Below are 20,069 nucleotides of genomic sequence, written 5' to 3'. Positions count from 1 at the left end.
GAAGCCACTTCGTCACCATCACGTATGAACCTCATGCTCGGGGCAGAGGTGGATCTCGCCGGTCCGCGATCGACTCCCGGCTCCGGTCCCGCTAGGCCTTCGTCACGAACGTCGCGTCCGCGGAGGTGCGTCCCTCGTTGAACGAGAGCACCTTCGCGCAAATCACGTCGCCTTTCCCCACGTCGCCGGGGATGTCCTCGGTGAAGAGGACGAACCCCTCCACCTTTCCGACCGCGACCTCCTCGCCGGAGTGGTGGTCGGTGAGCTCGGTGACGCCGAACTCGTACGTCTCGCCGATCTCGACCGGCGGGTCGCGCTCTTGGGCGGCCTCGTGGGCGCGCTTCGACTCGCGCGCGTCCGACGAGGGGGCGCGAAGGCGGCGGACGACGACCAGGGCGATCACGGCTGCGGCACCGAGAACGACGGGCGACGACGGTAACATACCGGGCGGTCGGTCCGTGGTCACCTAAACGCTCGGGGTCGGCGGTGGGTCCGGACGCGACGGACGCGCCGTCGACACCGCCCCTCGATCCGGCCGCCCGCATGAGAAACGCCTTTGCTCTCGAAGCCCCCCGTTCGACGTGATGCGAACGACTCTCGGTCGCCGTCGAGTCGCCCACGGGCGTGGTGCGGCGTGAAGGTCGCGGACGAGGTGCCGGAGTTCGCCGACGCCTTCGGGTTCGAGGAGTTCAACCGGATGCAACGCGAGGCGCTGCCGGGGATCTTAGAGACCGACCACAACGTGGTCGCGTCGGCGCCGACGGCCTCCGGGAAGACCGCGCTCGCCGAGCTCGCGATCTGCAAGACGCTCTCGGAGGGCGGCACCGCGCTCTTCGTCGCACCCCTCCGCGCGCTCACAAACGAGAAGGAGAGCGAGTGGGAGCGCTTCGAGGAGCTCGGCTACTCCGTGTACGTCGTCTCCGGCGAGCGCGACCTGAACCCCCGCCGCGCGGAGCGCGCGGACGTGCTCGTGACGACCCCCGAGAAGGCCGACAGCGCCACTCGAAAGCACGACTCCGGGCGCTACTCCTTTATCACCGACGTGGACTGCGTCGTCATCGACGAGGTCCACCTGCTCGACAGCGAGAAGCGCGGCGCGGTGCTCGAAGTGACCGTTTCGCGGCTTCGCCGCCTCCAAGACCCGCGCGTCGTGGCGCTCTCGGCGACGATGCCGAACATCGCGGACGTGGCCGAGTGGCTCGACGCGCCCGCGGAGACGACCTACGCGTTCGGCGACGAGTACCGCCCGGTCGACCTGGAGACCGGCGTGAAGACGTACTCGCACGGCTCCAACGCCTTCGCCGACAAGTACCGCCGCCTCTACCGCGCGCTCGATCTGGCCGAGCCGCACGTGCGAGAGGACGGGCAGGCGCTCGTGTTCGTCTCCTCGCGACAGGACACGGTGCAGGCCGCGAAGAAGGCGCGCGACGAGATCACCGACCGAGACATCCCGATCGACTCGCGGGGCGACTACGACTTCCACAACGAGGCGACAGAGCTCACCAACGACACCCTCCGCCAGTCGGTCACCGACGGCGTCGGCTTCCACCACGCGGGCCTCGGGAAGGAGGACCGCGACCGCGTCGAGGAGTGGTTCAAGCAGGGGAAGATCAAGATCCTCTTCTCGACGTCGACGCTCGCGTGGGGGGTGAACCTCCCGGCGCGCTGCGTCGTCATCCGCGACACGAAGTATCACGACCCGCTGGAGGGCGAGACCGACATCTCGCCGCTCGACGTGCTCCAGATGCTCGGGCGCGCCGGCCGCCCCGGCTACGACGACGTGGGATACGGCTGGGTGGTCTGCGACCGCGCTGACGCCGACAAATACCGCGCGCTGCTGAAGGAGGGGAAAGCGATCGAGTCGCGGCTCGCCGCCGAACTGGAGTCGCATCTCAACGCGGAGATCGCGATGGGCACCATCCGCGGACTGGAGGACGTGATGGCGTGGTTGGAGACCACGTTCTACTACGTCCGCGCGCGGTCGGAGCCGGACGTGTACGACTTCCCGACGCTCCGCGATCGGGTCCGCGACACCCTCGAATCCCTCGTCGACGACGGGTTCGTCGCGGCCGACGACGAGCTCGCGATCGAACCGACCGCGCTCGGGCGACTCGCCTCGAAGTACTACCTCCGGCTCGACACGGCCCGGCGGTTCAGCCGGCTCGCCGACCGGGAGACGCTCACGGTCGATTCGGTGTTAGAGACCGTCGCGGCGGCCGGCGAGTTCGACTCCGTCTCGGCGCGGTCGGCCGAGTCGGACGCGATCGACCGCATCCTCGACGGCCGCGACACCGACCTGGAGGACGGCCACCGCAAGGTGTTCGCCATTCTGGTCGCCGGGATGGCCGACACGATCCCCTCGGACCTGCGCTCTGACGCGTGGGTGATCCGACAGAACGCGCTCCGACTGCTCGCCGCGCTCTCGGAGTTCCTCGATCGGTTCGCCGGCCCCCGCGCCGCCAACCTCGCGTGCCGGGTAGAGGCGCGCGTCGAGCACGGCGTCTCCCGCGAGGCGGTCGCGCTCACCGCGATCGACGGCGTCGGCTCCGGCCGCGCCGAGCGGCTCGCCGACGCCGGGCTCACCTCCCCCGCCGCCGTCGTCGACGCGGGCGCGACGGAACTCGAACGCGCCGGCATGAGCGGCTCCGTCGCCGAGCGCATCGTCGATGCCGCCCGCGACTGCCCCCGGGTCGACGTTGACTGGGGCGAGTTCCCCGACGCGATCGCGGTCGGCGAAAACGAGATGTGCGAGGTCGCCGTGGCCGCCGTCTCCGGGAGCGCTCGCGCGGGAATCAGGGTCACCGTCAACGACGTCGAGATGACCGCGACGACGACGTACCTCGACGGCGAGACGACGGTCCCGGTCGGGGTGTTCGGCCCCCCCGACGCCGACGAACTGGAGTTCCTCGTCGAGGTCGTCTTCCCCGACCTGCCGCTGATGCCCGTCAGGGCCGCGCGGACGGTTCGAGTGGAGTAGCGCCCCCGGCGTCGGCGAGCGCTCCGCATCGCGCATAAACCTCCGCTCCGACCGCTTTTCACCCATACCGGGGCCACCCGCCGTATGCCCGAACGACTCCGCGTGTTCGCAGGCGACTGCCGAGTGACCGAACGCGGCGACCGCTCCCGGACCCACCGCGGGCGCGTCGTCGTCCTCGTCAAGCCCGACGACACCACGCTCGTCCACGACGCCGACGGCTACCAGCCGGTCGCGTGGCTCACTCGCCCCGACTCGGTCGTCGTCGAGGGCGACGGCGACGGGTTCTCGATCACCGCCCGCGACGGCTCCCGTCGGCTCCGCGTCGTCGCCGAGGAGGCGACCGCGAGCCGCGCGCTGCCGGTCACTGAGGCGGGGCTCCCGGTCGGCACCTGCCCGGACGACGGCGGAACGCTGGTGCGCTCGCGCGGCGACGTAACCTGCCTCGACTGCGAGACCCGTTGGGGCCTCCCGGCCGGCGCGAGCGTCACCGACGGGGTCTGTGAGGACTGCGGGCTTCCGAAGATCCGGATCGAGCGCGGCGAGCCGTTCCACCTCTGTCTCGATCCCGCCTGCGATCCCATGGAGGCCGCCGTCAGCGACCGGTTCGACCGCGTCTGGGACTGCCCGGACTGCGGTGGCGACCTCACCGTCCAGTCCGCGCCCGGTCGCGTGTACCTCGCCTGCGAACGCCGCCCGGAGTGTGAGACCACCCTCTCGATCCCCTCCGGCGTCGTCGTCGACGAGTGCGACTGCGGGCTCCCGGTGTTCGAGACGGCCGCCGGTCGCGGCTGTCTGGACGGGAGCTGCGAGCGCGAGGGGCACACGGCGCACGAATAAACCGGGAGGAAACCCGGCGACTCGGGTCGGCCGCGGTGACTCCGCCTACTCCGCGAGCTGCTCGCGCCCCGGCGCGATCAGCCGGTCGAGGTACTCGGCGAGCGCGCCCTTCGCGTCGGCCGGGTGGAGCTCGCCCGACTCCAGCTCCGCCTCCAACGCGTCGTAGCGCTCGTACTCCAGGTTGCCGCCGTATTCCTCGGGGCGCTCGACGACGATCGCGTCGAACCGCGGGAACACGTGGTACTCGAACACCTGCAGGACGGGGTTCTCCCGCGCCTCGCCGTCGTCGGTCGGGTCGGGGTCGGCCGTCGGCGGGCAGTACGCGTCGTTCACCTTCGACTCGATGTCGTCGCGGGAGTCCTCCATCGAGATGGTGACGCCCTCGCTCGAGGACATCTTCCCGCGGCCGGTGCCCAGATCGGCGATGAGCGGGGTGTGGAGGCTCGTCGGCGGCTCGCGGTCGATGCTCGGCAGCACGTCGCGCGCGAGCATGTGGACCTTGCGCTGCTCCATCCCGCCGACCGCCAGGTCGACGCCCAGGTACGGGATGTCGAGCGCCTGCATCAGGGGGTACACCGCCTGCGACACCTTCACCGAATCGCCGGACTTGATCTCGGCCATCGCGCGTTCGGCGCGGGCGAGGGTCGTCTCCAGCTCCAGCGCGTGGAGGTCGAGCGTGTAGTCGTCGTCGAGCTGGAAGTCGGAGCCGAGCACGAACTGCGTGTTCGACTCGTCGAGCCCGTAGGCGATGAACTGATCGCGCATGCGCTCGGCGGTGTGGCGGATCTCCTCGAACGAGCCCTTGTCGTTGAGGTAGGCGTGCACGTCGGCGAGCAGCACCGTCACCTCGAACCCGGCCTCCTGGAGGTCGATGAGCTTGTTCGCGGTGAGCATGTGCCCGATGTGGAGGACTCCCGAGGGCTCGTAGCCGACGTACGCCCGCTTCCCGTCGGGGTCGTCGGCCAGCGCCTCGATCTCCTCCTCGGTGACCACCTCGGCCGCGTTCCGGGTGATCCGCTCGTAAGCGTCCATACCCCCGACTGCGCGGTTGTCGGTCATATGACTTCTGGATGCGTGTTGACGGGTGGTGCGGAGTCGGAAAGCGGCGCCTCGACCCCCCCTCCTACTCCTCGGTCTCGGGCAGCGTCCGCCCCGCCCGGTGCTCCGAGATGATCCGGTCGAGGTGCTCCTGTTTCTCCGTCTTCCGTCGCCGTTCGGCCCGACGCTCCCAGTCGTCGACGGCGGCCGCCACGGCCTCCTCGCTCGCGACCGCCAGCTCGTCGACCTCGCGGACCGGGACCGCGTCGGCCGGGAGGACCGGTACGTCGTGGTCGAACAACACCTGATCGGCCACCTCAGAGATGTTCCCTTCGCCGCGGACGACCGCCCGCGGGTCCGTCTCCGCCAGCCGCTCCGCGGTGCGCCGCCCGGCACCGGAGGCGTCGCGGAGGTACACCACGTCGCCGGCGACGAGCCCGTACTCGTCGTCGGCGGTCTCTAAGGCGTCGAGCGTGAACTGCTCGACCACCTTCACGCTCACGAGCCCCCGGTCGTCGGCCACGTCGTCGAAGTTCGAGTGGTCGAGCCGCCACAGCTCCTTGAGCGTCTCCACCTTCCCCTCGAGGTCCGCGACCCGCTCGCGCGCCTCGTCGCGCTCGCGCTCCAGCCGGTCCGTCTCGCGTTCGAGCCGCGACACCGCGCGCCGGGTCCGCGCCTCGATGCGCTCCTCGCGTTTCGCCTCTTCGAGCTCACCCTCCAGCTCGGCGATCCGCTCGTCGCGATCGGCGAGGTCGCCCTCCAGCGACTCGGCGTGCGACTCCAGCCGGTCGACGCGCTCGCGGAGCCGGCGGATCGTCTCCTCCTCCTCGGTGCGCTCCGGCGCGGTGGGGTCGGTGTCGTCGGCGCCGTCCTCGCCCGCTCCGTCGCCGTTCCCATCGTCCTCGCTTAGCTCCGCGACGACGGACTCCACGGAGGCGTCGCCCGCGACGACCCCCGCGATCACCGCCTCCCGATCGAGCCGGGGCGGGGTCTTCGCGGCGATGCGCTCGAACTGGTCCTCGTGGTCGTCGTAGGCGTACAGCGCCGCCGCCAGCGCGTCGCGCTCGTGGTCGTTGTCGTAGCCCGCCTCGCGGGTCCGATGGAGCTTCTCGTCCACGGGGAGGTCCGTGGTCGGCCGCCATCCCGCGGCGTCGAAGGAGCGCCGGAACTTCTCGACGGTCTCCGGCATCGGCTCCACGTCGGCGGCCACGATGATCGGTCGCCCCTGCTCGATGATCCACTCGGTCACGTCCGCCGTGTCCGCGGTCCGCGAGGAGTACAGCGCGTGGACGGTGCCGTCGAGCCCGACCACGGCGGCCGCGGTGGTCGTCCCCGGGTCGATCCCGACGATCACCCGGTCGCGCCGCTGCACGAGCGGCTCGTACTCGATCCCGTCTCGCCGCTCGCGCTCGACCTCGACGCGCACGTCGCCGGCCCGCGAGTTCGAGACGGGGATGTCCTCGGGACGCGCCTCGACCGTGAACGTCGCGTTCGCGTACCCGCCGTACTTCTCGGTCACGTCGCGCTCGAACTCGAGGTTCGCCTCCTTGAGCTTCGACTGGACCTGCCGGGTCCGCTTCCGGACGTTCCCGTGGATCCGCCGGGTGTAGCGGTCCTGACTCCACCCGCCCTTTCCGGTCGATCGCCCGCGAGACACTTTCACCGTCGTCTCGTCGGTGAAGGCGGTCACCTCGTGGCCGACGTTGGCGGCCGCGAGCCGGGCCGACGCCTCCGCCTCCTTCATCGGCTCTTTCCCGTACGGGATCCCGTGTCTGGAGGCGACCCGCGACAGCGGCTCCGGGCGCTCGGCGCCGGTCACCTGCACCAGCCGCGTGCCGTCGGGGAGCGACTGGAGGAACCCCACGAGCTCCCCCTTGTCCGCCGCCAGCTCGTAGGCGTTGTCGGTGGCGACGTACAGGGGTTCGCGGTCGTCGATCAGCCGGCAGAGCTTTCGGAACGACACCACGTCCCGGGTCACCCGCGCCATCGGGCCGTCGGCGTCGGGCGCGTCCGGGTCGTCGTCGTCGACGGGATCCAGGATGACGAGGGCGTAGGAGGGGTCGTCGCCGCGAACGTCGCCGCTGTGCACGTCGACGCCGAACACCGGCCGGTCGCGGGCGCGGATGGTCCGGGTTGTCACGTAGTCACGTAGGTCGCTGACGCCTATATACCCCACGCCAGGGACGGTGGTTGTGGGGTACGGCGCGGTCGCTCAGTACATGTCGTCGAGCTCGGACTCGACGTGCGAGTGCTCTTCTGACGGGAACTCGCCGGCCGTCACCGCGTCGCGGTACGCCGCGACCGCGTCGAGCATCTCGCTCCGCACGTCGCCGAACCGCTCCGCGAAGGGCGGCGACCACTCGCCGAGCCCCGCCACGTCGTTGATCACGAGGACCTGCCCGTCGCAGTCCGCCCCGGCGCCGATCCCGATCGTCGGGATCTCCAGCGCCTCGGTCACCGCCGCCGCGAGGTTCGCGGGGACGTGCTCTAACACGAGCGCGAACGCGCCGGCCTCGGCGTGTGCCCCCGCGAGGTCGACGATCTCCTCGGCGGCGTCCTGATCGGTTCCCTGTCGCGTGTAGCCGCCGAGCCGGTTGACGTGCTGGGGCGTCAGCCCGAGGTGCGCCATCACGGGGATCCCGACGTCGGCCATCCGCCGGGTCATCTCGACGGTGTGGGGGCCGCTCTCGATCTTCACCGCGTCGGCGTTCGCCTCCTTCAGGAGGCGCCCCGCGTTGCGAACCGACTCCGCCTCGTCGACGCCGAAGGAGAGGAACGGCATGTCGGCGACGACGAGCGCGTCCTCGGTCGCCCGGGCGACCGCGGCGGTCCGGCTCGCGACCTCGTCGAGCGTCACGGGGAGCGTGGAGTCGTAGCCGAGGGCGGCGTTGCCCATGCTGTCGCCCACGAGGATCACGTCGATCCCGGCCTCGTCGACGACCGCCGCCGTCGGGGCGTCGTAGGCGGTCAGCATCGTGATCGGCTCGTCGCCCTCCCGGAGTCCCCGCGTCGTGGTCATATCTCGAACACGCCCGTGCAACCCGTTAAAGTCGCCGGAATCCGGAACATCGGACACTTCCGGGCCGCCCTCCCCGCTCCCGCGGACCGTCACCGATTTGCACGTCCGCCACGGACAATTCGTCGTGCAACCTGTCGAGCGGGCCGAGTACGAGGGCGTCGACTACGGCTGGGTGATGCAGACGACGTTCGTCGTCACCATCCTCGTGGGCGCCCCGATCGTCGCGGTCCTCTCCGCGTTCGTCACCCTCGACTCGTGGGGGGCCCGCGCGGCGTTCGCCGTCCGGGTCGGCGCCCCCATCTGGTTCGTCACCGCCGTCGCCGTCGCGGTCTACGCGCGGCGCACCGACGCGGGGGACGGTGGCGTCGCGGAATCGGACGACGGCCACGCTGTCGACGGCCATGCCACCGACGGCGACGATGGCGACGATAACGCTGATAGCGAGGATGACGCCGATAGCGCCGGTAACGCCGACGACGCCGACACCCCCGCCGGCGGCGAAGCCGGTGACGCCGACGCTGCCGAGGAGGGGTCTCCCGGAGGCGGTGAGACGGCGGGCGAGCCGACCTCTGGCGACGGCTCCGCCTGACGTGCTCCCCGAGGCGCTGTCCGATTACCTGTGAGGGTTCACTGATCGATCAGGTCCTCCGCCCACGCGAACGGGACGCCGGCGCGCTCCGCGGCCACGGCGTCGCGCCGCGAGTCGCCGACGAACAGCGCGCGCGCCGGTTCGGCGCCGAGCCGGTCGACCGCCGCGAGCACCGACTCCGGCTCCGGCTTGTGGGTGTCGACCGTGTCGCGTCCGACGATCGCGTGGGGGTCCAGCGCCTCGCCGAGCCCGTGGGCCTCTACGGCGACTCGGCAGGCCGCCTCACAGTTGAGCGAACAGACGCCGGCGGGGGGTACGTTCCGGCCGCCGTCACTCCGTTCGGCCCCCTCGGTCAGCCGTCTTCCGAGCGGGAGCAGCATCGAACTGCGCGCGCCCGACCGCTCGTGCTCCGCGATGGCCGCTTCGACGGGATCGCGGATCCCGTACTCCCCGGCGGCTTCGAGCAGGCCCCACAGCTCGTCGGTCGGGGGGATCCTCGCGTGCCCGGCGTACACCTCGAGGACGGACTCCGCGACCGCGCCCCAGTCGACCGCGAGTTCGACGAGGGTCCCGTCGAGGTCGTAGACGACCGCGTCGTACGCGTCGAGGTCGATCGGCCGGTCGACGCTCGGGACGCCGCCGGCCGCGCTTTTCGGGGCGTCTCCGCCGCTCTCGTCCCCCCCGTTCGCTCGCCCACCGTCGCCCGTCACTCGCCCAACACCCCCCGAGCGATGATCGTCTTCTGGATCTCCGTCGTCCCCTCGTAGATCTCCGTTATCTTCGCGTCGCGGTAGAACCGCTCCACGTCGAACTCGGTGGTGTAGCCGTATCCGCCGTGGATCTGGACGGCCTCGTTGGTCACCGACATCGCGGTCTCGCTGGCCCGGTACTTCGCTTTCGAGGCCGCGACGCGGTTGTCCTCGCCGGCCTCCGCCTGCCGGCACGCCTCCCGGACGAGCAGGCGGGCCGCCGAGATGTCGGTCGCCATCTCCGCGAACGTGTGCCGGATCGTCTGGATGTCGCTGATCGGTCCGCCGAACTGCTCGCGCTCCGCGGCGTACGCCTTCGCCTCGTCGAAGGCCGCCTGCGCGACCCCCACCGCCTGCGACGCGATGCCGATCCGGCCGCCGGTGAGCGTCCGGAAGGCGGCCGAGAGCCCCTTCCCCTCCTCGGTGAGCCGGTTTGCGGCCGGCACCCGGCAGTCGTCGAAGGAGATCGCGGTCGTGTCCGACGCGCGGAGCCCGAGCTTCTCCTCCTTCTTCCCGACCGCGAACCCGTCGGTGTCTGCCGGGACGAGGAACTGGGTGATCGACCCGCCGTCGTCCGCGTCCGTCGTCGCTCCCTCGTCCGGGGCGACGGCCTTCGCGAAGACGATCGCGACCCCGCCCCGCTCCCCGTTCGTGATCCACTGCTTCTCGCCGTTCAAGACGTACTCGTCAGTTTCGGGGTCGTACTCGGCGGTCGTCGACATCTCCGCCGGGTTCGACCCCGCGTGCGGCTCGGAGAGACAGAACATCCCGACCGGGCGCCCCTCGGCCGCCATCTCCGGGAGCCAGCGCTCCCGCTGGGCCTCGCTGCCGAACTCGGCGATACAGGAGGTCGCGAGGCAGTGGACGGAGAGCGCGGTCGCGACCGCGAGGTGGCCGTGCGCCAGCTCCTCGTTGACGATCGCGTAGGTCGTCTCGTCGGCGCCGAAGCCGCCGTACGCCTCGGGCACCGTCAGCCCCGTCAGGCCGAGCTCGGCGAGCCCGTCCCACACGTCCTCCGGGAACGACTCGGCCTCGTCGGCCTCGCCGGCCCCGGGCCGGACCTCCTCGGCCGCGAACTCGCGGACGAGGTCGCGGATCGCCTCCTGTTCGTCGGTGAGCGACGAGCCGACGCGTGCGCCAGTCATACCGTTCGATTCGATCTCACACTGAAAAAGGTGAGCGATCGGGTGGGATCATTCGCGCGGCCACCGCGGGCCGCCCGCTACTCCCACAGCGGGTACAGCTCGTCGCGCGGCGCCTCGTCGATCCGATCGTCGTCGAGGAGGACGGCGCCAGCGTCGTCGTCGTCGTCGGCATCGGAACCGTCCTCGCCGGCCGCTGCCGCCCGCACCTCTCCGATCTCGCCGGCGTCGATCCCGGCGGCCGCCAGCGCGTCGGTCGCCTCGTCGACGCGCTCCGGCGGCACCGCGGCCAGCAGCGCGCCGGAGCCGAACGTCGCCAGCGGGTCGACGCCGAGCGCGTCGCAGCAGGCCTCCGTTTCGGGTCGAATCGGGACCCGCTCGCGCTCCACGGACAGAATGGTCCCGCTCGCGCTCGCGGTCTCGACGAGGGCGGTCAGCAGGCCCCCCTCCGTCGGGTCGTGCATGGCGCTCGCGGCGTCGCGCACGGCGGCCGCGTCGGGGACGACGCTCACCTCGTCGAGGAACTCGGCGGCCGCGTCGAGGGTCGCGGCCGACACGCCCGCCTCGGCGCACTCCTCGCGGAAGTCGGTCGCGAGGATCGCCGTCGCCTCGATCCCGGCGCCCTTCGTGAGCAGGAGCCGGTCCCCCGGCTCGGCCCCGCCGCTCGACACGAACCGGTCCGTGGTGCCGAGCGCGGTCATCGAGCAGAGCGGGCGCTCCAGCGACGGCAGCACCTCGGTGTGACCGCCGACGATCGCGACGCCCAGACCGCGGGCGGTCGCGTCCACCTGCTCCGTGACGGTCCGCCGCCGGGCCGGGTCGTCGTCGGGGAGGAAGAGCGTGTGGGTGAGCCACCGCGGGTCCGCGCCGCTCGCGGCCACGTCGTTGCAGGCGACGTGGACCGCCAGCTCCCCGACGGCGTCCGCCGCCAGCGACAGCGGGTCCGCGGCGACGACCAGCGTCGACTCCGCGCCGTCGAGGTCGATCGCGGCCGCGTCCTCGCCGTAGGCCGGCCCCGCGTCGACCGCGGCGTCGCCGGCGCCGGTGGCCGCGAGCACCTCCGCGAGCGCGTCGGGACCGAGCTTCCCGGTCATCGGTCGCGGAGCCACGCGACGACGGCCTCCGGGTCGGCGTCGAGCCCGCCGCCCTGCGCGAACGTCGGGCCGCCGCCGCCCCCGCCGCCGAACGCGTCGGTGACGGCGTCCACGACCGCCCCGGCGTCGGGGGCGTCGCCGTCACCGCCCTCTCCGCCTCCGATCGCCTCTTCGGCGACGGCGGCGACCACGAACGGCGCCTCCCCCGTACCGACCGCGGCGATGGCGTCGGGCGATCCCTCCGCGGCGAGGACGCGCTGTGCCGGCTCGCGCAGGTCGTTCGGATCCCCGTCGTCGACCGTCCCGACCGCCCACGTCGCGGCGTCGGCGTCGGCCTCGGTCGTCGGGAGCTCCCGCAGACGCGCGGCGAGCAGCTCGGTCGTGGCGGCCCGGAGGTCGGCCTCGAGCCGGTCGGCCCGCTCGCGGAGCCGGTCGACCGCGTCCGGGAGGTCCCCGATCCGCGCGTCGAGGGCGGTCGCGGCGTCGAGCGCCGCCGCGTGGACCGCGGCCTCGTGGTCGATCGCGGTCGGCCCCACCGCGAACTCCACGCGGGTCACGCCCTCGCCGGGGTTCGACCGGTCGAGGACGGAGATCGGGCCGATCTCGCTCGTGTTTCCGACGTGGGTCCCGCCGCAGGCGGCAACGTCCCAGGTCGGTGCGCCCGTCCCGCCGCCTTCTCCGCGCTCCCCGTCACGCTCCCCGCCGCGCTCGCCGATCGTCACGACGCGGACCGCCTCGCTCCCGCTCATCGCGCCCTCCTCCGTCTTGGTGTTGAACGCGATCCCGTCGAGCGCGCGGGCCTCGTCCTCGGGGAGCGTCTCCCACGACACCGGCAACGAGTCCCAGACGGCGCGGTTGGCGAGCCGCTCCAACTCGACGAGGTCCGCGTCGTCGAGCGGTTCCGCGGTCGTCAGGTCGACGCGCACCTTCGTCTCGGAGATGTCGAAGCCGGCGTAGCCGAGCTCCTCACAGGTCCGGCGCGCCGCGCCGTAGAGCACGTGCGAGGCGGTGTGCGCGCGGGTGCAGTAGGTCCGGAACGCGTCGTCGACGATCGCGGTGACCGTCTCGCCGGCTTCGGGGAGGCTCTCGGCGTCGCCGTCGAGAGTGTGGACGACTCGGCCGTCGCGCTCGTCCACGTGTTCGACGAGGGTCCCGTCGATCGTTCCCCGATCCGCCGGCTGGCCGCCCGACTCGGCGTAGAAGTACGTCTCGTCGAGGACGATCTCTCGGCCGTCGACCGATTCCACCGTCGCCTCGAACTCCCGAACGTCGGGGTTCCCCGGCGCGCGTGACGCGGTCATTGGCGGTCCGTCGTGGCGGTCGGATAAATAGGTGGGCGCATCGCTGATCGGTTACACGCGGCGCGTGGACGGCGCTCCGATGGGTGGGGGGCTGCGAAAAATTGGACGGCGCTCGCCGAGGCGCGAACCGATCTCAGCCCTCGAGCTCGAACGCGACCTCGACCTCCGCCTGGTACTCGCGATCGGCTTCGCCCTTCAGCTCGACGCCGAACTCCTCGACTTCCACCCAGTAGACGTTTTCGAGGGTGTCCTCCGCGCGGTCGATCGCGTCGTCGGCGGCGTCGTCGAAGCTCTCCTCGCTCGTCCCGATCAGTGTGATCTTTTTAAACACCATGTCGCGTGCTAGTTGCACGCACGGTGATATAAAAGCAGGTGGAACTCCCCGACGACGCGCGACTCCGTCGTCGCGGTCAGGGGCTCCCGGGTGCGCCCTCCATCACCGCGAAGTCCTCGCCGCCGGCCTCGATGCCGATCACCGCCCAGTCGTAGGGGGGCTTTGCGGAGACGAGTCGGTCTCGGAGGTCGCCGGCCCGATCGCGCCACGTGACGAAACAGCGGAGCCGCGGTGTCTCGCCGCCGTCGGCCAGATACGGGTCCAGATCGTCGTTCTCCATGCATAACACGGTCACGAGCACGCGCCGCCATTTCCGCTCCGCGACGAACTCCTGTCCGCCCTCGGAGACGGTGTACCCGAGTTCGCGAAAAACGTCTCTGGCCTCCGTCGTCGGTGGGATGCTCGCAGTGGCCATCTACTCCGACGTTGGCCGGCTTCCGTGATAAACTTTCTCACGATTCGGGCCGTCTGCGATCGGCCCGATGCGCTCGTCCCGGCTCGCCGCGTTCGCCCGGCTCGTCGCCCTCTCTCACTCGTGGGCGGCGTCCCACTCGTCCGGTTTCCGCAGGTTTCCGCACTCCGTACACTGGATCCGCCCCATGGTGTCCATCGCGGTGTCGAACGACCCGCAGTTGCCGCAGCGGTACCCCCACCGCGAGGAGCCGTCGGGGTCCGCAAACACGACGTAGAACGGGCCCTCGGCGCCCCGTTCGACCCGCGTCCGGTCGGTGTACACCCGTTCGCCGTCGCCCGTCGTCGACGCGTCGAGACTCATACCCGTCCGTATCGGTCGGAACCGTTTAAAAGGATGACTCGACCGCGGAGCGTCTCGGCGGGCTCCCCGTCGGCCCCGCCAACGGCCCGCTACGTCCGGAACGACTCGCCGCAGCCGCACTCGGAGACGACGTTCGGGTTCTCGACCTCGAAGCCCGCGGCCTGCAGGCCGTGCTCGTAGTCGAGCTTGCTCCCGCCGATGTAGTTCCGGCTCGCGGGGTCGACGAACACCCGCAGTCCGTGGTGTTCGACCACGAGGTCGTCGTCTTCCGGCTCCGTGTCGAACCGCATCCCGTACGAGAGGCCCGCGCAGCCGCCCTGCTGGACGAACAGCCGGAGCCCCGCCTCCTCCGTGTCGAGTCCCTCGCCCTCGAGGAGCGAGAGCGCCTCCTCTGCGGCGTCCGGGGTCACTTCGATCGCCGGGTCGTTTCCCGCGTCGACCGTTTCGGTGCTCATGCGAACACGTTCTGTCCGAACGATAAAAACCCTGCCGGCGCCGGCGGCACGGGCGACACGGCTTTGACTCGGTGGCGAGTGAATGCGGCGGCGACCCCGAGCGCGCCGTCCGCGCCTGCGCCGACTGCGACGCGGTCGTCTTCGCCGACCGGTCCTGAGGGGGGTCGGGCGGTGCCCCCGCGATAGCCGGCAACCCGCTTACCGTCCCCGGTCGCCGTCGCGCGTCGCTTCGGTCGTCCCCTCGGGGACGGACGAGGCAACGTCCGGTCGTCCGTCCGCGACGCCGGGAGCGTGGCCGTCGGCCGCGGCGGCGACCGTCACGTCGCGCTTCGGGTACGGGATCTCGATGTCGGCCGCGGCCAGCGCCTTGTACAGCGCGCTGTTGAGCTCGTGTTGGGCGCGCCGTCGGCGCGTCGGCCCCCTCACCCAACAGAGCAGCTCGTACTGCAGCGCCGAGTCTCCGAACGACCGGAGCCGCGCCCGCGGCTTCGGTGAGTCGAGGACCAGCGACTCCGACTGCACGACCTCGATCGCGAGTGCCTCGAACGCGTCGATGTCGGTCCCGTAGGCGACGCCGATCGGGACCCGGACGCGGCGGCGGCTCTGCGGCGCGGACTCGTTGGTCACCTTCGCGGCGTTGAGCGCGGCGTTGGGGACCGTCACCAGCACCTCGTCGCGGGTGAGCAGCGTCGTCGATCGCACGCCCACCTTGCTCACCGTCCCGGCGGTGCCGTCGTCGAGGACGATGTAGTCGCCGATCTTGTAGGTGTCGTCGAAGTACAGCGCGATGCCGCCGAAGAAGTTCGCGACGGTGTCCTTCGCGGCGAACCCGACCGCGATCCCGGCGACCCCCGCTGCGCCGAGCAGCGGCGTGATCTCGATACCCCACAGCCACAGCAGGGTGCCGACGCTCCCGACGAGCACCGCGAGCGTCCAGACGTTCGAGAAGACGGGCGCGAAGTCGAACCGGTTCCCCTCCTCGTTGACCGCGGCGACGAGCCGGTTCACGACGGCGTTGGCCGCGTACGCCCACACGAGGACGATGACCGAGAGCGACGGCCGGCCGAAGATGTCGTCGAGCAGCTGCGGGTCTAAGAGCACCGACTCCCGCACCGCCGGCACCTGCGTGAGCACGAAGACGCCGACGAGCGCCGCGGTGACGACGAGCGGGGCGCGCAGCGAGGAGATGACGATGTCGTCGTACGCGGAGTCGGTGGTCGAGACGAACCGCCGGGCGAGTCGCAGGACGACGAACTCCATCCCCAGCGCGGCGACGACGGAGACCACGATGACCGCGACCGTCGCCTCGACCGCGGAGACTCCATCGAACAACGCGGGTAGCGACGGGATCATGCCTTCGAGACGCCGCTACGGGAGATAACCGTTTCTGCGCTGTCGACGGCTCGCGGCCGACGCTCTCGGCTCGCGGGTGGCGCTCTTGGCCTGCGGCGACGCTTCCGGCTACTCGAACCGCTTCCGGACGCTCTCGGCGTGCGCCTCCAACCCCTCGGCCTCCGCGAGCGTCGTGACTGTGTCGGCGAGGCCGTCGAGCCCGTCGCGGTCGAGCCGCTGGACCGTCGACGACCGGAGGAAGGTGTCGACGGAGAGGCCGCCGTAGCGCTTCGCGCCGCCGTTCGTCGGCAGCACGTGGTTCGTCCCGGTCGCGTAGTCGCCGGCGGCGACCGGCGAGTACGGCCCGAGGAACACCGAGCCCGCGTTCGAGATCCGGGAGAGCAGCGCCTCGTCGTCGTCGGCGACGATCGAGAGGTGCTCGGCCGCGTATTCCTCGGCGAACAGCACCGCCTCGGGCATCGACCGGGCGCGGAGGACGCCGGAGGCGTCGTTGTCGAGGGCGGCCCGGATCGTCTCCTCGCGCTCGCGGCCCGCGGCCTGCTCGTCGACCGCCTCGGCCACCGCCTCGGCGAGGGCGGCGTCGTCGGTGACCGCGACCACCGAGGCGTTCGGGTCGTGTTCCGCCTGCGCGACGAGATCGGCCGCGACGAGGGCGGGATCGGCGGTGCCGTCGGCGAGCACGAGCACCTCGCTCGGGCCGGCGAGGAAGTCGATCCCCACGTCGCCCTGCACGACCGCCTTCGCGGCGGTGACCCACTTGTTGCCCGGGCCGACCACCTTCTGCGCGTTCGTCACGGTCTCCGTGCCGTACGCGAGCGCGGCGATCGCCTGCGCCCCCCCGACCTGGTACACCGCGTCGGCGCCGGCCTCGTGGATCGCCGCGAGCGTGACCGGGTTCAGATCCTCCGCCGGCGGGGTCGCGACCGAGACGTGTTCGACGCCGGCCACGGTCGCCGGGATCACGCCCATCAGCGCGCTGGAGGGGTACGCCGCCGCGCCGCCGGGCACGTACACCCCCGCGCGGTCGAGCGGGCGGAACCGGCGCCCGAGCTCGCGGTCGCCGAACGTCTCGCGCCAGTCCTCGGGGCGCTGTCGCTCGTGGAACGCGCGGATGTTGGCGGCCGCCTCGCGGACCGCGTCGAGCACCGGGTCGTTCGCGTCGTCGAGCTCGGCGTGCGCGCGCTCGGCGTCGTCCGTCACGTCGATGTTGCCGACGGTCACGCCGTCGAACTCCTCGGAGAACTCCCGCAGCGCCACGTCCCCCTCCTCGCGCACCCGACCGACGATCTCGCTCACGTCGTCGCGGACCGCGTCGACGCCGGCGTCGCGCTCGAAGAAGGCGCGGCGCTCGGCCGGCGAGAGGTCGGCGACGGTTCGTACGTCCATACCCGCACTGGGAGCCGGGGTCAAAAGGGCGTTCCGACTCTCACTCCGACGGTCGGGCCGTTCTCACTCGAGCGGTCGGATCCCGGTCACGTCCAGCGCCGCGAGCGCGACCAGCCCGACCAGCAGCGCGGCGGCGGCGAAGAGGATCGGCGCCGACAGCGCCACGGCGACCTCGTAGGGGGCGAGGAGGCGGGTCGTCCCCCGGACGACGAACGACAGGAAGACGAGCCCGAACGCGGCGAGCGCGAGGCCGACGAACCGAGATCTGTTCACGGTATCTCCGAGTCAGTCGGACTGGGGGATCCCCGGTCCGTGCGGCCCGTGTTCGCGGTGTTCGTGGGTGGAATCGAAGCCGCCGCACATCTCGTAGAACACCGCCTCGGGGTCCTTGTTCCACTGCCACTTCCAGCGGGTCCGGACGAGCAGGGAGATCTTGCGAGTGAACGACAGATCCGGCGTCGTCGACACCGTGTCGTACCCCAGATCCCGGATCAGCCGGTGGTGGTCCGCGTACAGCACCGCCGCGAGCAACACCGCCAGCTGGCAGTCCTCGGGGAGGTACTTGATCCCCGCGACGCCCTCCTCGTAGAGGCGCTCGGTCCGGGCGAGCTCCTCGCGGATCGCGGCCGACACGTTGTCGTCGAACTCGAGGTTCAGGATCTGCTCCTCGCTCACGCCGTGCCGGCGGAGCGTCTCCAGCGGGAGGTACACCCGGTCGCGCTCGACCACGTCCTCGCGCACGTCCCGGATGAAGTTCGTCATCTGGAACGCCTCGCCGAGCTTCGTCGCGTGGGGGAGCGCCCTCGCCTCGGCCTCCTCGTCGAGCTCCATGATCGCCGTCATCATCCGACCGACGGCGGCCGCGGAGCCGTCCATGTACGTCTCCAGCTGGTCGTACGTCTCGTACCGGTCGGTGTCGATGTCGCTCGCCATCGCGTCGACGAACGCGTGCACGTCCCCGTCCGGGATGCCGTGTTCGTCGCACACCGCGGCGAACGCCTCCAACACCGGGTCGTCCGTCTCCGTTTCGCCCAGCGCGGCCCGGCGGAGCCGGTCGAGCTCCGCCCGCTGTTCGTCCGGCGGCGCGGTCTCCTCGGCGTCGACGACTTCGTCGGCGATCCGGAAGAAGCCGTACAACACGTAGGTCGGGTGCCGGATCCGCTCCGGGAGCAGCCGCGTCGCGACGTGGAACGTCTTCCCGGTTCGGCGCTGGATCCGCTTCCCCTGGGCAACCTGCGTTTTCTCTACCATGCTGACCTCTGACAGTCGGCAGAGAGGGTCGAGAGCGGGTCGCCGATCATAACATACGAGTCGGACTGCAAGAACATAACAGTTCGCACAAGCCGGATCGCTGTCCGGTCGGGGCTCCGCAGCCTGCGATAACCGGCGGTACCGACCGGCCTCAGTAGAAGGTGTCCGAGCAGTCGTAGACGACCCCGTGCGCCGGGCAGACGTACTTGCAGTGACGGTGGTACATCGGCGTCTCGCAGCGGGGACAGGGCCGGCCCCCGCGGTCGGCGGCCGTCTCCCCCTCGGCGCCGGTTGCCTCCTCCGCTTCGGGGCCGGCCACGTCTCCCGCTTCGGGGCCGGCCACGTCTCCCTCGGCGTCGCTCATACCGTGTCGAACGGACGCGGCCGCCATAACCGCTGTCCTCGACGGAGACATGCGGGCCGGGGGTATGCACGCGGATCAGGCGTCCGCCAGCGAGCCGTACACCGACTCCGCGACTGACGGCTCGCCGAACGGGAGCGTCAACACGCCGCCCCACTCCTCGTCCGTCAGTTCCGACACCGTCGCCTCGTCCAGCGCGACCCGCCTGACCTCGGTCCCGTCGAGGGTCATCGACACGACGAACCCTTCCGGATCGTCCGTCGCGCCGGCGTCGGCCAGCCCCGACTGTACCGCGTCGATCCCGGCGTCCCCGAGCGAGACGTACACGAGGTGTTCGCCGCCGTTGGCGACCACGCCCTGCACGCGGTCGAGGTCGCCCGCGTCGAAGAGCCTCCGCTCGCCGTCGCCCTCGTGGAGCAGTCGCGCCTCGAACGGGGCCTCGGGATCGACCGGGACGGACCCGGACTCGCCGTTCTCGTCGTCGCTGCCCGTTCCGTCCGTGCCCGTGCCGACCGCGTCACCGCCGGGGTCGGCTCCGTCCGCGACCGCGTCGCCGTCCGACACCGAGGCGGCGCCGGCGAAGCCGACGGCGCCGACCGCGAGCGCCGCCCCGGCCCCGCCGAGCATGCCGCGTCGAGTGAGTTCCATACGCGACGGTCTCCGCCGGCGGTAAAAAGGGTTACACGCCGATTCACACGGCTGATAACGGGGGCGGCGTTCGCTCCGCGCCCTGTGCTCACCGCGGCCCGAACGCGACCGAGTCGCGGGTCGCCGTCTCGCCGAACAGCCAGTCGGCGTGATCGACCGCGTACTCGCGGTGGTCCTCGGTGATGTAGCCGAGCGCGTCCTCGACGACGACGGGGCGATAGTCGCGGAGCCCGGCGCTGCCGGCGGTGTGGAGCACGCAGACGTTCGCGAGCGTCCCGCAGATCAGCAGGTCGCGGATCCCGTGCGCGTCGAGGTACCCGTCCAGATCCGTCCGGTAGAAGGCGTCGTACGTGTGCTTCTCGACGACGTGATCCTCGCCGCGCACGTCGAGGTCAGCGAGGAGCTCGGCGTCCCACGACCCCTCGACGACGTGTTCGCCCCACCGGTCGAACTCGTCGTAGTAGTGGGTGTCGTCGAACTGCTCGGGCGGGTGCACGTCTCGGGTGTACACGACGCTCGCGCCGGCCTCGCGGGCGCGGTCGACGAGGGCCGTCACCGGCTCGACGGCCGCCTCGCTCGGCTCGGCGTAGAGGCTCCCGTCCGGGTGACAGAACCCGTTCTGCATGTCGACGACGATCACCGCGGTCTCGGTCGGATCGTACGGCATGTCCGGGCGTTGAACGTCCGGTCGCGTTAAGTTTGGCGTGAATTGTGGTAGACGGCGAGGGCTTCGAGCCAATTTTGAGCTGTCTCGAGCGCG

22 protein-coding genes are annotated in these 20,069 nt (G+C 71.3%); 3 read left to right on the top strand and 19 right to left on the bottom strand.

Annotation, left to right across the window (positions count from 1 at the left end):
* Positions 1 to 91 precede the first annotated feature (91 nt).
* Entirely contained in the window at positions 92 to 442 is a 351-nt protein-coding gene (locus tag ACT4MF_RS17590) for a TRAM domain-containing protein (RefSeq protein ID WP_444683583.1), read from the bottom strand.
* Positions 443 to 634: 192 nt separating this feature from the next.
* On the opposite strand from ACT4MF_RS17590, the gene ACT4MF_RS17585 reads away from it, so the two are divergent.
* Both ACT4MF_RS17585 and ACT4MF_RS17580 read left to right on the top strand, forming a co-directional pair.
* Positions 635 to 2,977, top strand: a complete 2,343-nt coding sequence (locus tag ACT4MF_RS17585) for a DEAD/DEAH box helicase (protein ID WP_444683582.1) — start codon at positions 635 to 637, stop codon at positions 2,975 to 2,977.
* An 84-nt stretch (positions 2,978 to 3,061) separates the two neighbouring features.
* Positions 3,062 to 3,814, top strand: coding sequence for a topoisomerase DNA-binding C4 zinc finger domain-containing protein (locus ACT4MF_RS17580; protein WP_180271687.1), 753 nt, complete (start codon positions 3,062 to 3,064; stop codon positions 3,812 to 3,814).
* Positions 3,815 to 3,859: 45 nt separating this feature from the next.
* Here the strand turns inward: ACT4MF_RS17580 and ACT4MF_RS17575 are convergent, their stop codons facing one another.
* From ACT4MF_RS17575 to panB, 3 genes are all read right to left on the bottom strand, one after another.
* On the bottom strand, positions 3,860 to 4,846 hold the full coding sequence (locus tag ACT4MF_RS17575; RefSeq protein WP_444683581.1) for a tyrosine--tRNA ligase: 987 nt from the start codon (positions 4,844 to 4,846) through the stop codon (positions 3,860 to 3,862).
* Positions 4,847 to 4,937: 91 nt separating this feature from the next.
* Positions 4,938 to 6,992, bottom strand: a complete 2,055-nt coding sequence (locus tag ACT4MF_RS17570; RefSeq protein WP_444683580.1) for a DUF460 domain-containing protein — start codon at positions 6,990 to 6,992, stop codon at positions 4,938 to 4,940.
* Between the two features lie 72 nt (positions 6,993 to 7,064).
* A complete protein-coding gene (gene panB / locus ACT4MF_RS17565; RefSeq protein ID WP_099253868.1) occupies positions 7,065 to 7,871 on the bottom strand; it encodes a 3-methyl-2-oxobutanoate hydroxymethyltransferase in 807 nt (268 codons plus the stop codon).
* Positions 7,872 to 7,995: 124 nt separating this feature from the next.
* Here panB and ACT4MF_RS17560 point away from each other — a divergent pair, with 124 nt between their 5' ends.
* Positions 7,996 to 8,460: a DUF5822 domain-containing protein gene (locus ACT4MF_RS17560; RefSeq protein WP_444683579.1), complete on the top strand. Its 465-nt coding sequence runs from the start codon at positions 7,996 to 7,998 to the stop codon at positions 8,458 to 8,460.
* 38 nt (positions 8,461 to 8,498) lie between these two features.
* On the opposite strand, the gene ACT4MF_RS17555 is transcribed toward ACT4MF_RS17560, so the two are convergent.
* From ACT4MF_RS17555 to ACT4MF_RS17485, 15 genes are all read right to left on the bottom strand, one after another.
* A complete protein-coding gene (locus ACT4MF_RS17555) occupies positions 8,499 to 9,170 on the bottom strand; it encodes an HAD family hydrolase (protein WP_099253869.1) in 672 nt (223 codons plus the stop codon).
* Positions 9,167 to 10,354, bottom strand: coding sequence for an acyl-CoA dehydrogenase family protein (locus ACT4MF_RS17550; protein ID WP_444683578.1), 1,188 nt, complete (start codon positions 10,352 to 10,354; stop codon positions 9,167 to 9,169). The genes ACT4MF_RS17555 and ACT4MF_RS17550 overlap by 4 nt, the downstream gene beginning before the upstream one ends.
* Before the next feature lie 77 nt (positions 10,355 to 10,431).
* On the bottom strand, positions 10,432 to 11,445 hold the full coding sequence (locus tag ACT4MF_RS17545) for an AIR synthase family protein (RefSeq protein WP_444683591.1): 1,014 nt from the start codon (positions 11,443 to 11,445) through the stop codon (positions 10,432 to 10,434).
* The gene (locus ACT4MF_RS17540) at positions 11,442 to 12,746 is read right to left on the bottom strand and encodes an alanyl-tRNA editing protein (RefSeq protein ID WP_444683577.1); all 1,305 of its coding nucleotides are present in this window, start codon (positions 12,744 to 12,746) and stop codon (positions 11,442 to 11,444) included. Before ACT4MF_RS17540 ends, ACT4MF_RS17545 begins: the two co-directional genes overlap by 4 nt.
* Positions 12,747 to 12,879: 133 nt before the next feature.
* Complete coding sequence (locus tag ACT4MF_RS17535; protein ID WP_099253873.1) at positions 12,880 to 13,080, bottom strand: dodecin; 201 nt, start codon at positions 13,078 to 13,080, stop codon at positions 12,880 to 12,882.
* Between the two features lie 76 nt (positions 13,081 to 13,156).
* Positions 13,157 to 13,495 carry a DUF7116 family protein gene (locus ACT4MF_RS17530; RefSeq protein WP_444683576.1) on the bottom strand — a complete coding sequence of 113 codons (339 nt, stop codon included), beginning with the start codon at positions 13,493 to 13,495 and terminating at the stop codon, positions 13,157 to 13,159.
* Positions 13,496 to 13,609: 114 nt separating this feature from the next.
* Complete coding sequence (locus ACT4MF_RS17525; protein ID WP_099253875.1) at positions 13,610 to 13,855, bottom strand: DUF5816 domain-containing protein; 246 nt, start codon at positions 13,853 to 13,855, stop codon at positions 13,610 to 13,612.
* 89 nt (positions 13,856 to 13,944) lie between these two features.
* Positions 13,945 to 14,310, bottom strand: coding sequence for a HesB/IscA family protein (locus tag ACT4MF_RS17520; RefSeq protein ID WP_099253876.1), 366 nt, complete (start codon positions 14,308 to 14,310; stop codon positions 13,945 to 13,947).
* A gap of 198 nt (positions 14,311 to 14,508) precedes the next feature.
* A complete protein-coding gene (locus tag ACT4MF_RS17515; protein WP_099253877.1) occupies positions 14,509 to 15,663 on the bottom strand; it encodes a mechanosensitive ion channel family protein in 1,155 nt (384 codons plus the stop codon).
* A gap of 108 nt (positions 15,664 to 15,771) precedes the next feature.
* Complete coding sequence (gene hisD / locus ACT4MF_RS17510) at positions 15,772 to 17,049, bottom strand: histidinol dehydrogenase (protein WP_099253878.1); 1,278 nt, start codon at positions 17,047 to 17,049, stop codon at positions 15,772 to 15,774.
* 63 nt (positions 17,050 to 17,112) lie between these two features.
* Positions 17,113 to 17,322: a hypothetical protein gene (locus ACT4MF_RS17505; protein WP_444683575.1), complete on the bottom strand. Its 210-nt coding sequence runs from the start codon at positions 17,320 to 17,322 to the stop codon at positions 17,113 to 17,115.
* A 12-nt stretch (positions 17,323 to 17,334) separates the two neighbouring features.
* Positions 17,335 to 18,300, bottom strand: a complete 966-nt coding sequence (locus ACT4MF_RS17500; protein ID WP_444683574.1) for a phytoene/squalene synthase family protein — start codon at positions 18,298 to 18,300, stop codon at positions 17,335 to 17,337.
* 151 nt (positions 18,301 to 18,451) lie between these two features.
* Positions 18,452 to 18,619 carry an HVO_2523 family zinc finger protein gene (locus ACT4MF_RS17495; protein WP_444683590.1) on the bottom strand — a complete coding sequence of 56 codons (168 nt, stop codon included), beginning with the start codon at positions 18,617 to 18,619 and terminating at the stop codon, positions 18,452 to 18,454.
* A 120-nt stretch (positions 18,620 to 18,739) separates the two neighbouring features.
* On the bottom strand, positions 18,740 to 19,309 hold the full coding sequence (locus ACT4MF_RS17490) for a preprotein translocase subunit SecD family protein (RefSeq protein ID WP_444683573.1): 570 nt from the start codon (positions 19,307 to 19,309) through the stop codon (positions 18,740 to 18,742).
* Positions 19,310 to 19,397: 88 nt separating this feature from the next.
* Positions 19,398 to 19,976, bottom strand: coding sequence for a cysteine hydrolase family protein (locus ACT4MF_RS17485; protein ID WP_444683572.1), 579 nt, complete (start codon positions 19,974 to 19,976; stop codon positions 19,398 to 19,400).
* Between the last annotated feature and the right edge of the window lie 93 nt (positions 19,977 to 20,069).

Origin of the sequence: Halorubrum sp. FL23, from assembly GCF_052439115.2 — an archaeon.
Classification (GTDB): domain Archaea; phylum Halobacteriota; class Halobacteria; order Halobacteriales; family Haloferacaceae; genus Halorubrum; species Halorubrum persicum.
The sequence above is the reverse complement of the archived record's forward strand: the minus strand, read 5'-3'. Positions and strand labels throughout refer to the sequence as shown.

Coding starts and splice junctions, on each gene's coding strand:
- ACT4MF_RS17535 (WP_099253873.1), bottom strand. CDS start 13,080: ATGGTGTTTAAAAAGATCACACTGATCGGGACGAGCGAGGAGAGCTTC.
- ACT4MF_RS17525 (WP_099253875.1), bottom strand. CDS start 13,855: ATGAGTCTCGACGCGTCGACGACGGGCGACGGCGAACGGGTGTACACC.
- ACT4MF_RS17500 (WP_444683574.1), bottom strand. CDS start 18,300: ATGGTAGAGAAAACGCAGGTTGCCCAGGGGAAGCGGATCCAGCGCCGA.
- ACT4MF_RS17545 (WP_444683591.1), bottom strand. CDS start 11,445: ATGACCGGGAAGCTCGGTCCCGACGCGCTCGCGGAGGTGCTCGCGGCC.
- ACT4MF_RS17575 (WP_444683581.1), bottom strand. CDS start 4,846: ATGGACGCTTACGAGCGGATCACCCGGAACGCGGCCGAGGTGGTCACC.
- ACT4MF_RS17550 (WP_444683578.1), bottom strand. CDS start 10,354: ATGACTGGCGCACGCGTCGGCTCGTCGCTCACCGACGAACAGGAGGCG.
- ACT4MF_RS17590 (WP_444683583.1), bottom strand. CDS start 442: ATGTTACCGTCGTCGCCCGTCGTTCTCGGTGCCGCAGCCGTGATCGCC.
- ACT4MF_RS17580 (WP_180271687.1), top strand. CDS start 3,062: ATGCCCGAACGACTCCGCGTGTTCGCAGGCGACTGCCGAGTGACCGAA.
- ACT4MF_RS17515 (WP_099253877.1), bottom strand. CDS start 15,663: ATGATCCCGTCGCTACCCGCGTTGTTCGATGGAGTCTCCGCGGTCGAG.
- ACT4MF_RS17490 (WP_444683573.1), bottom strand. CDS start 19,309: ATGGAACTCACTCGACGCGGCATGCTCGGCGGGGCCGGGGCGGCGCTC.
- ACT4MF_RS17485 (WP_444683572.1), bottom strand. CDS start 19,976: ATGCCGTACGATCCGACCGAGACCGCGGTGATCGTCGTCGACATGCAG.
- hisD (WP_099253878.1), bottom strand. CDS start 17,049: ATGGACGTACGAACCGTCGCCGACCTCTCGCCGGCCGAGCGCCGCGCC.
- panB (WP_099253868.1), bottom strand. CDS start 7,871: ATGACCACGACGCGGGGACTCCGGGAGGGCGACGAGCCGATCACGATG.
- ACT4MF_RS17540 (WP_444683577.1), bottom strand. CDS start 12,746: ATGACCGCGTCACGCGCGCCGGGGAACCCCGACGTTCGGGAGTTCGAG.
- ACT4MF_RS17530 (WP_444683576.1), bottom strand. CDS start 13,495: ATGGCCACTGCGAGCATCCCACCGACGACGGAGGCCAGAGACGTTTTT.
- ACT4MF_RS17520 (WP_099253876.1), bottom strand. CDS start 14,310: ATGAGCACCGAAACGGTCGACGCGGGAAACGACCCGGCGATCGAAGTG.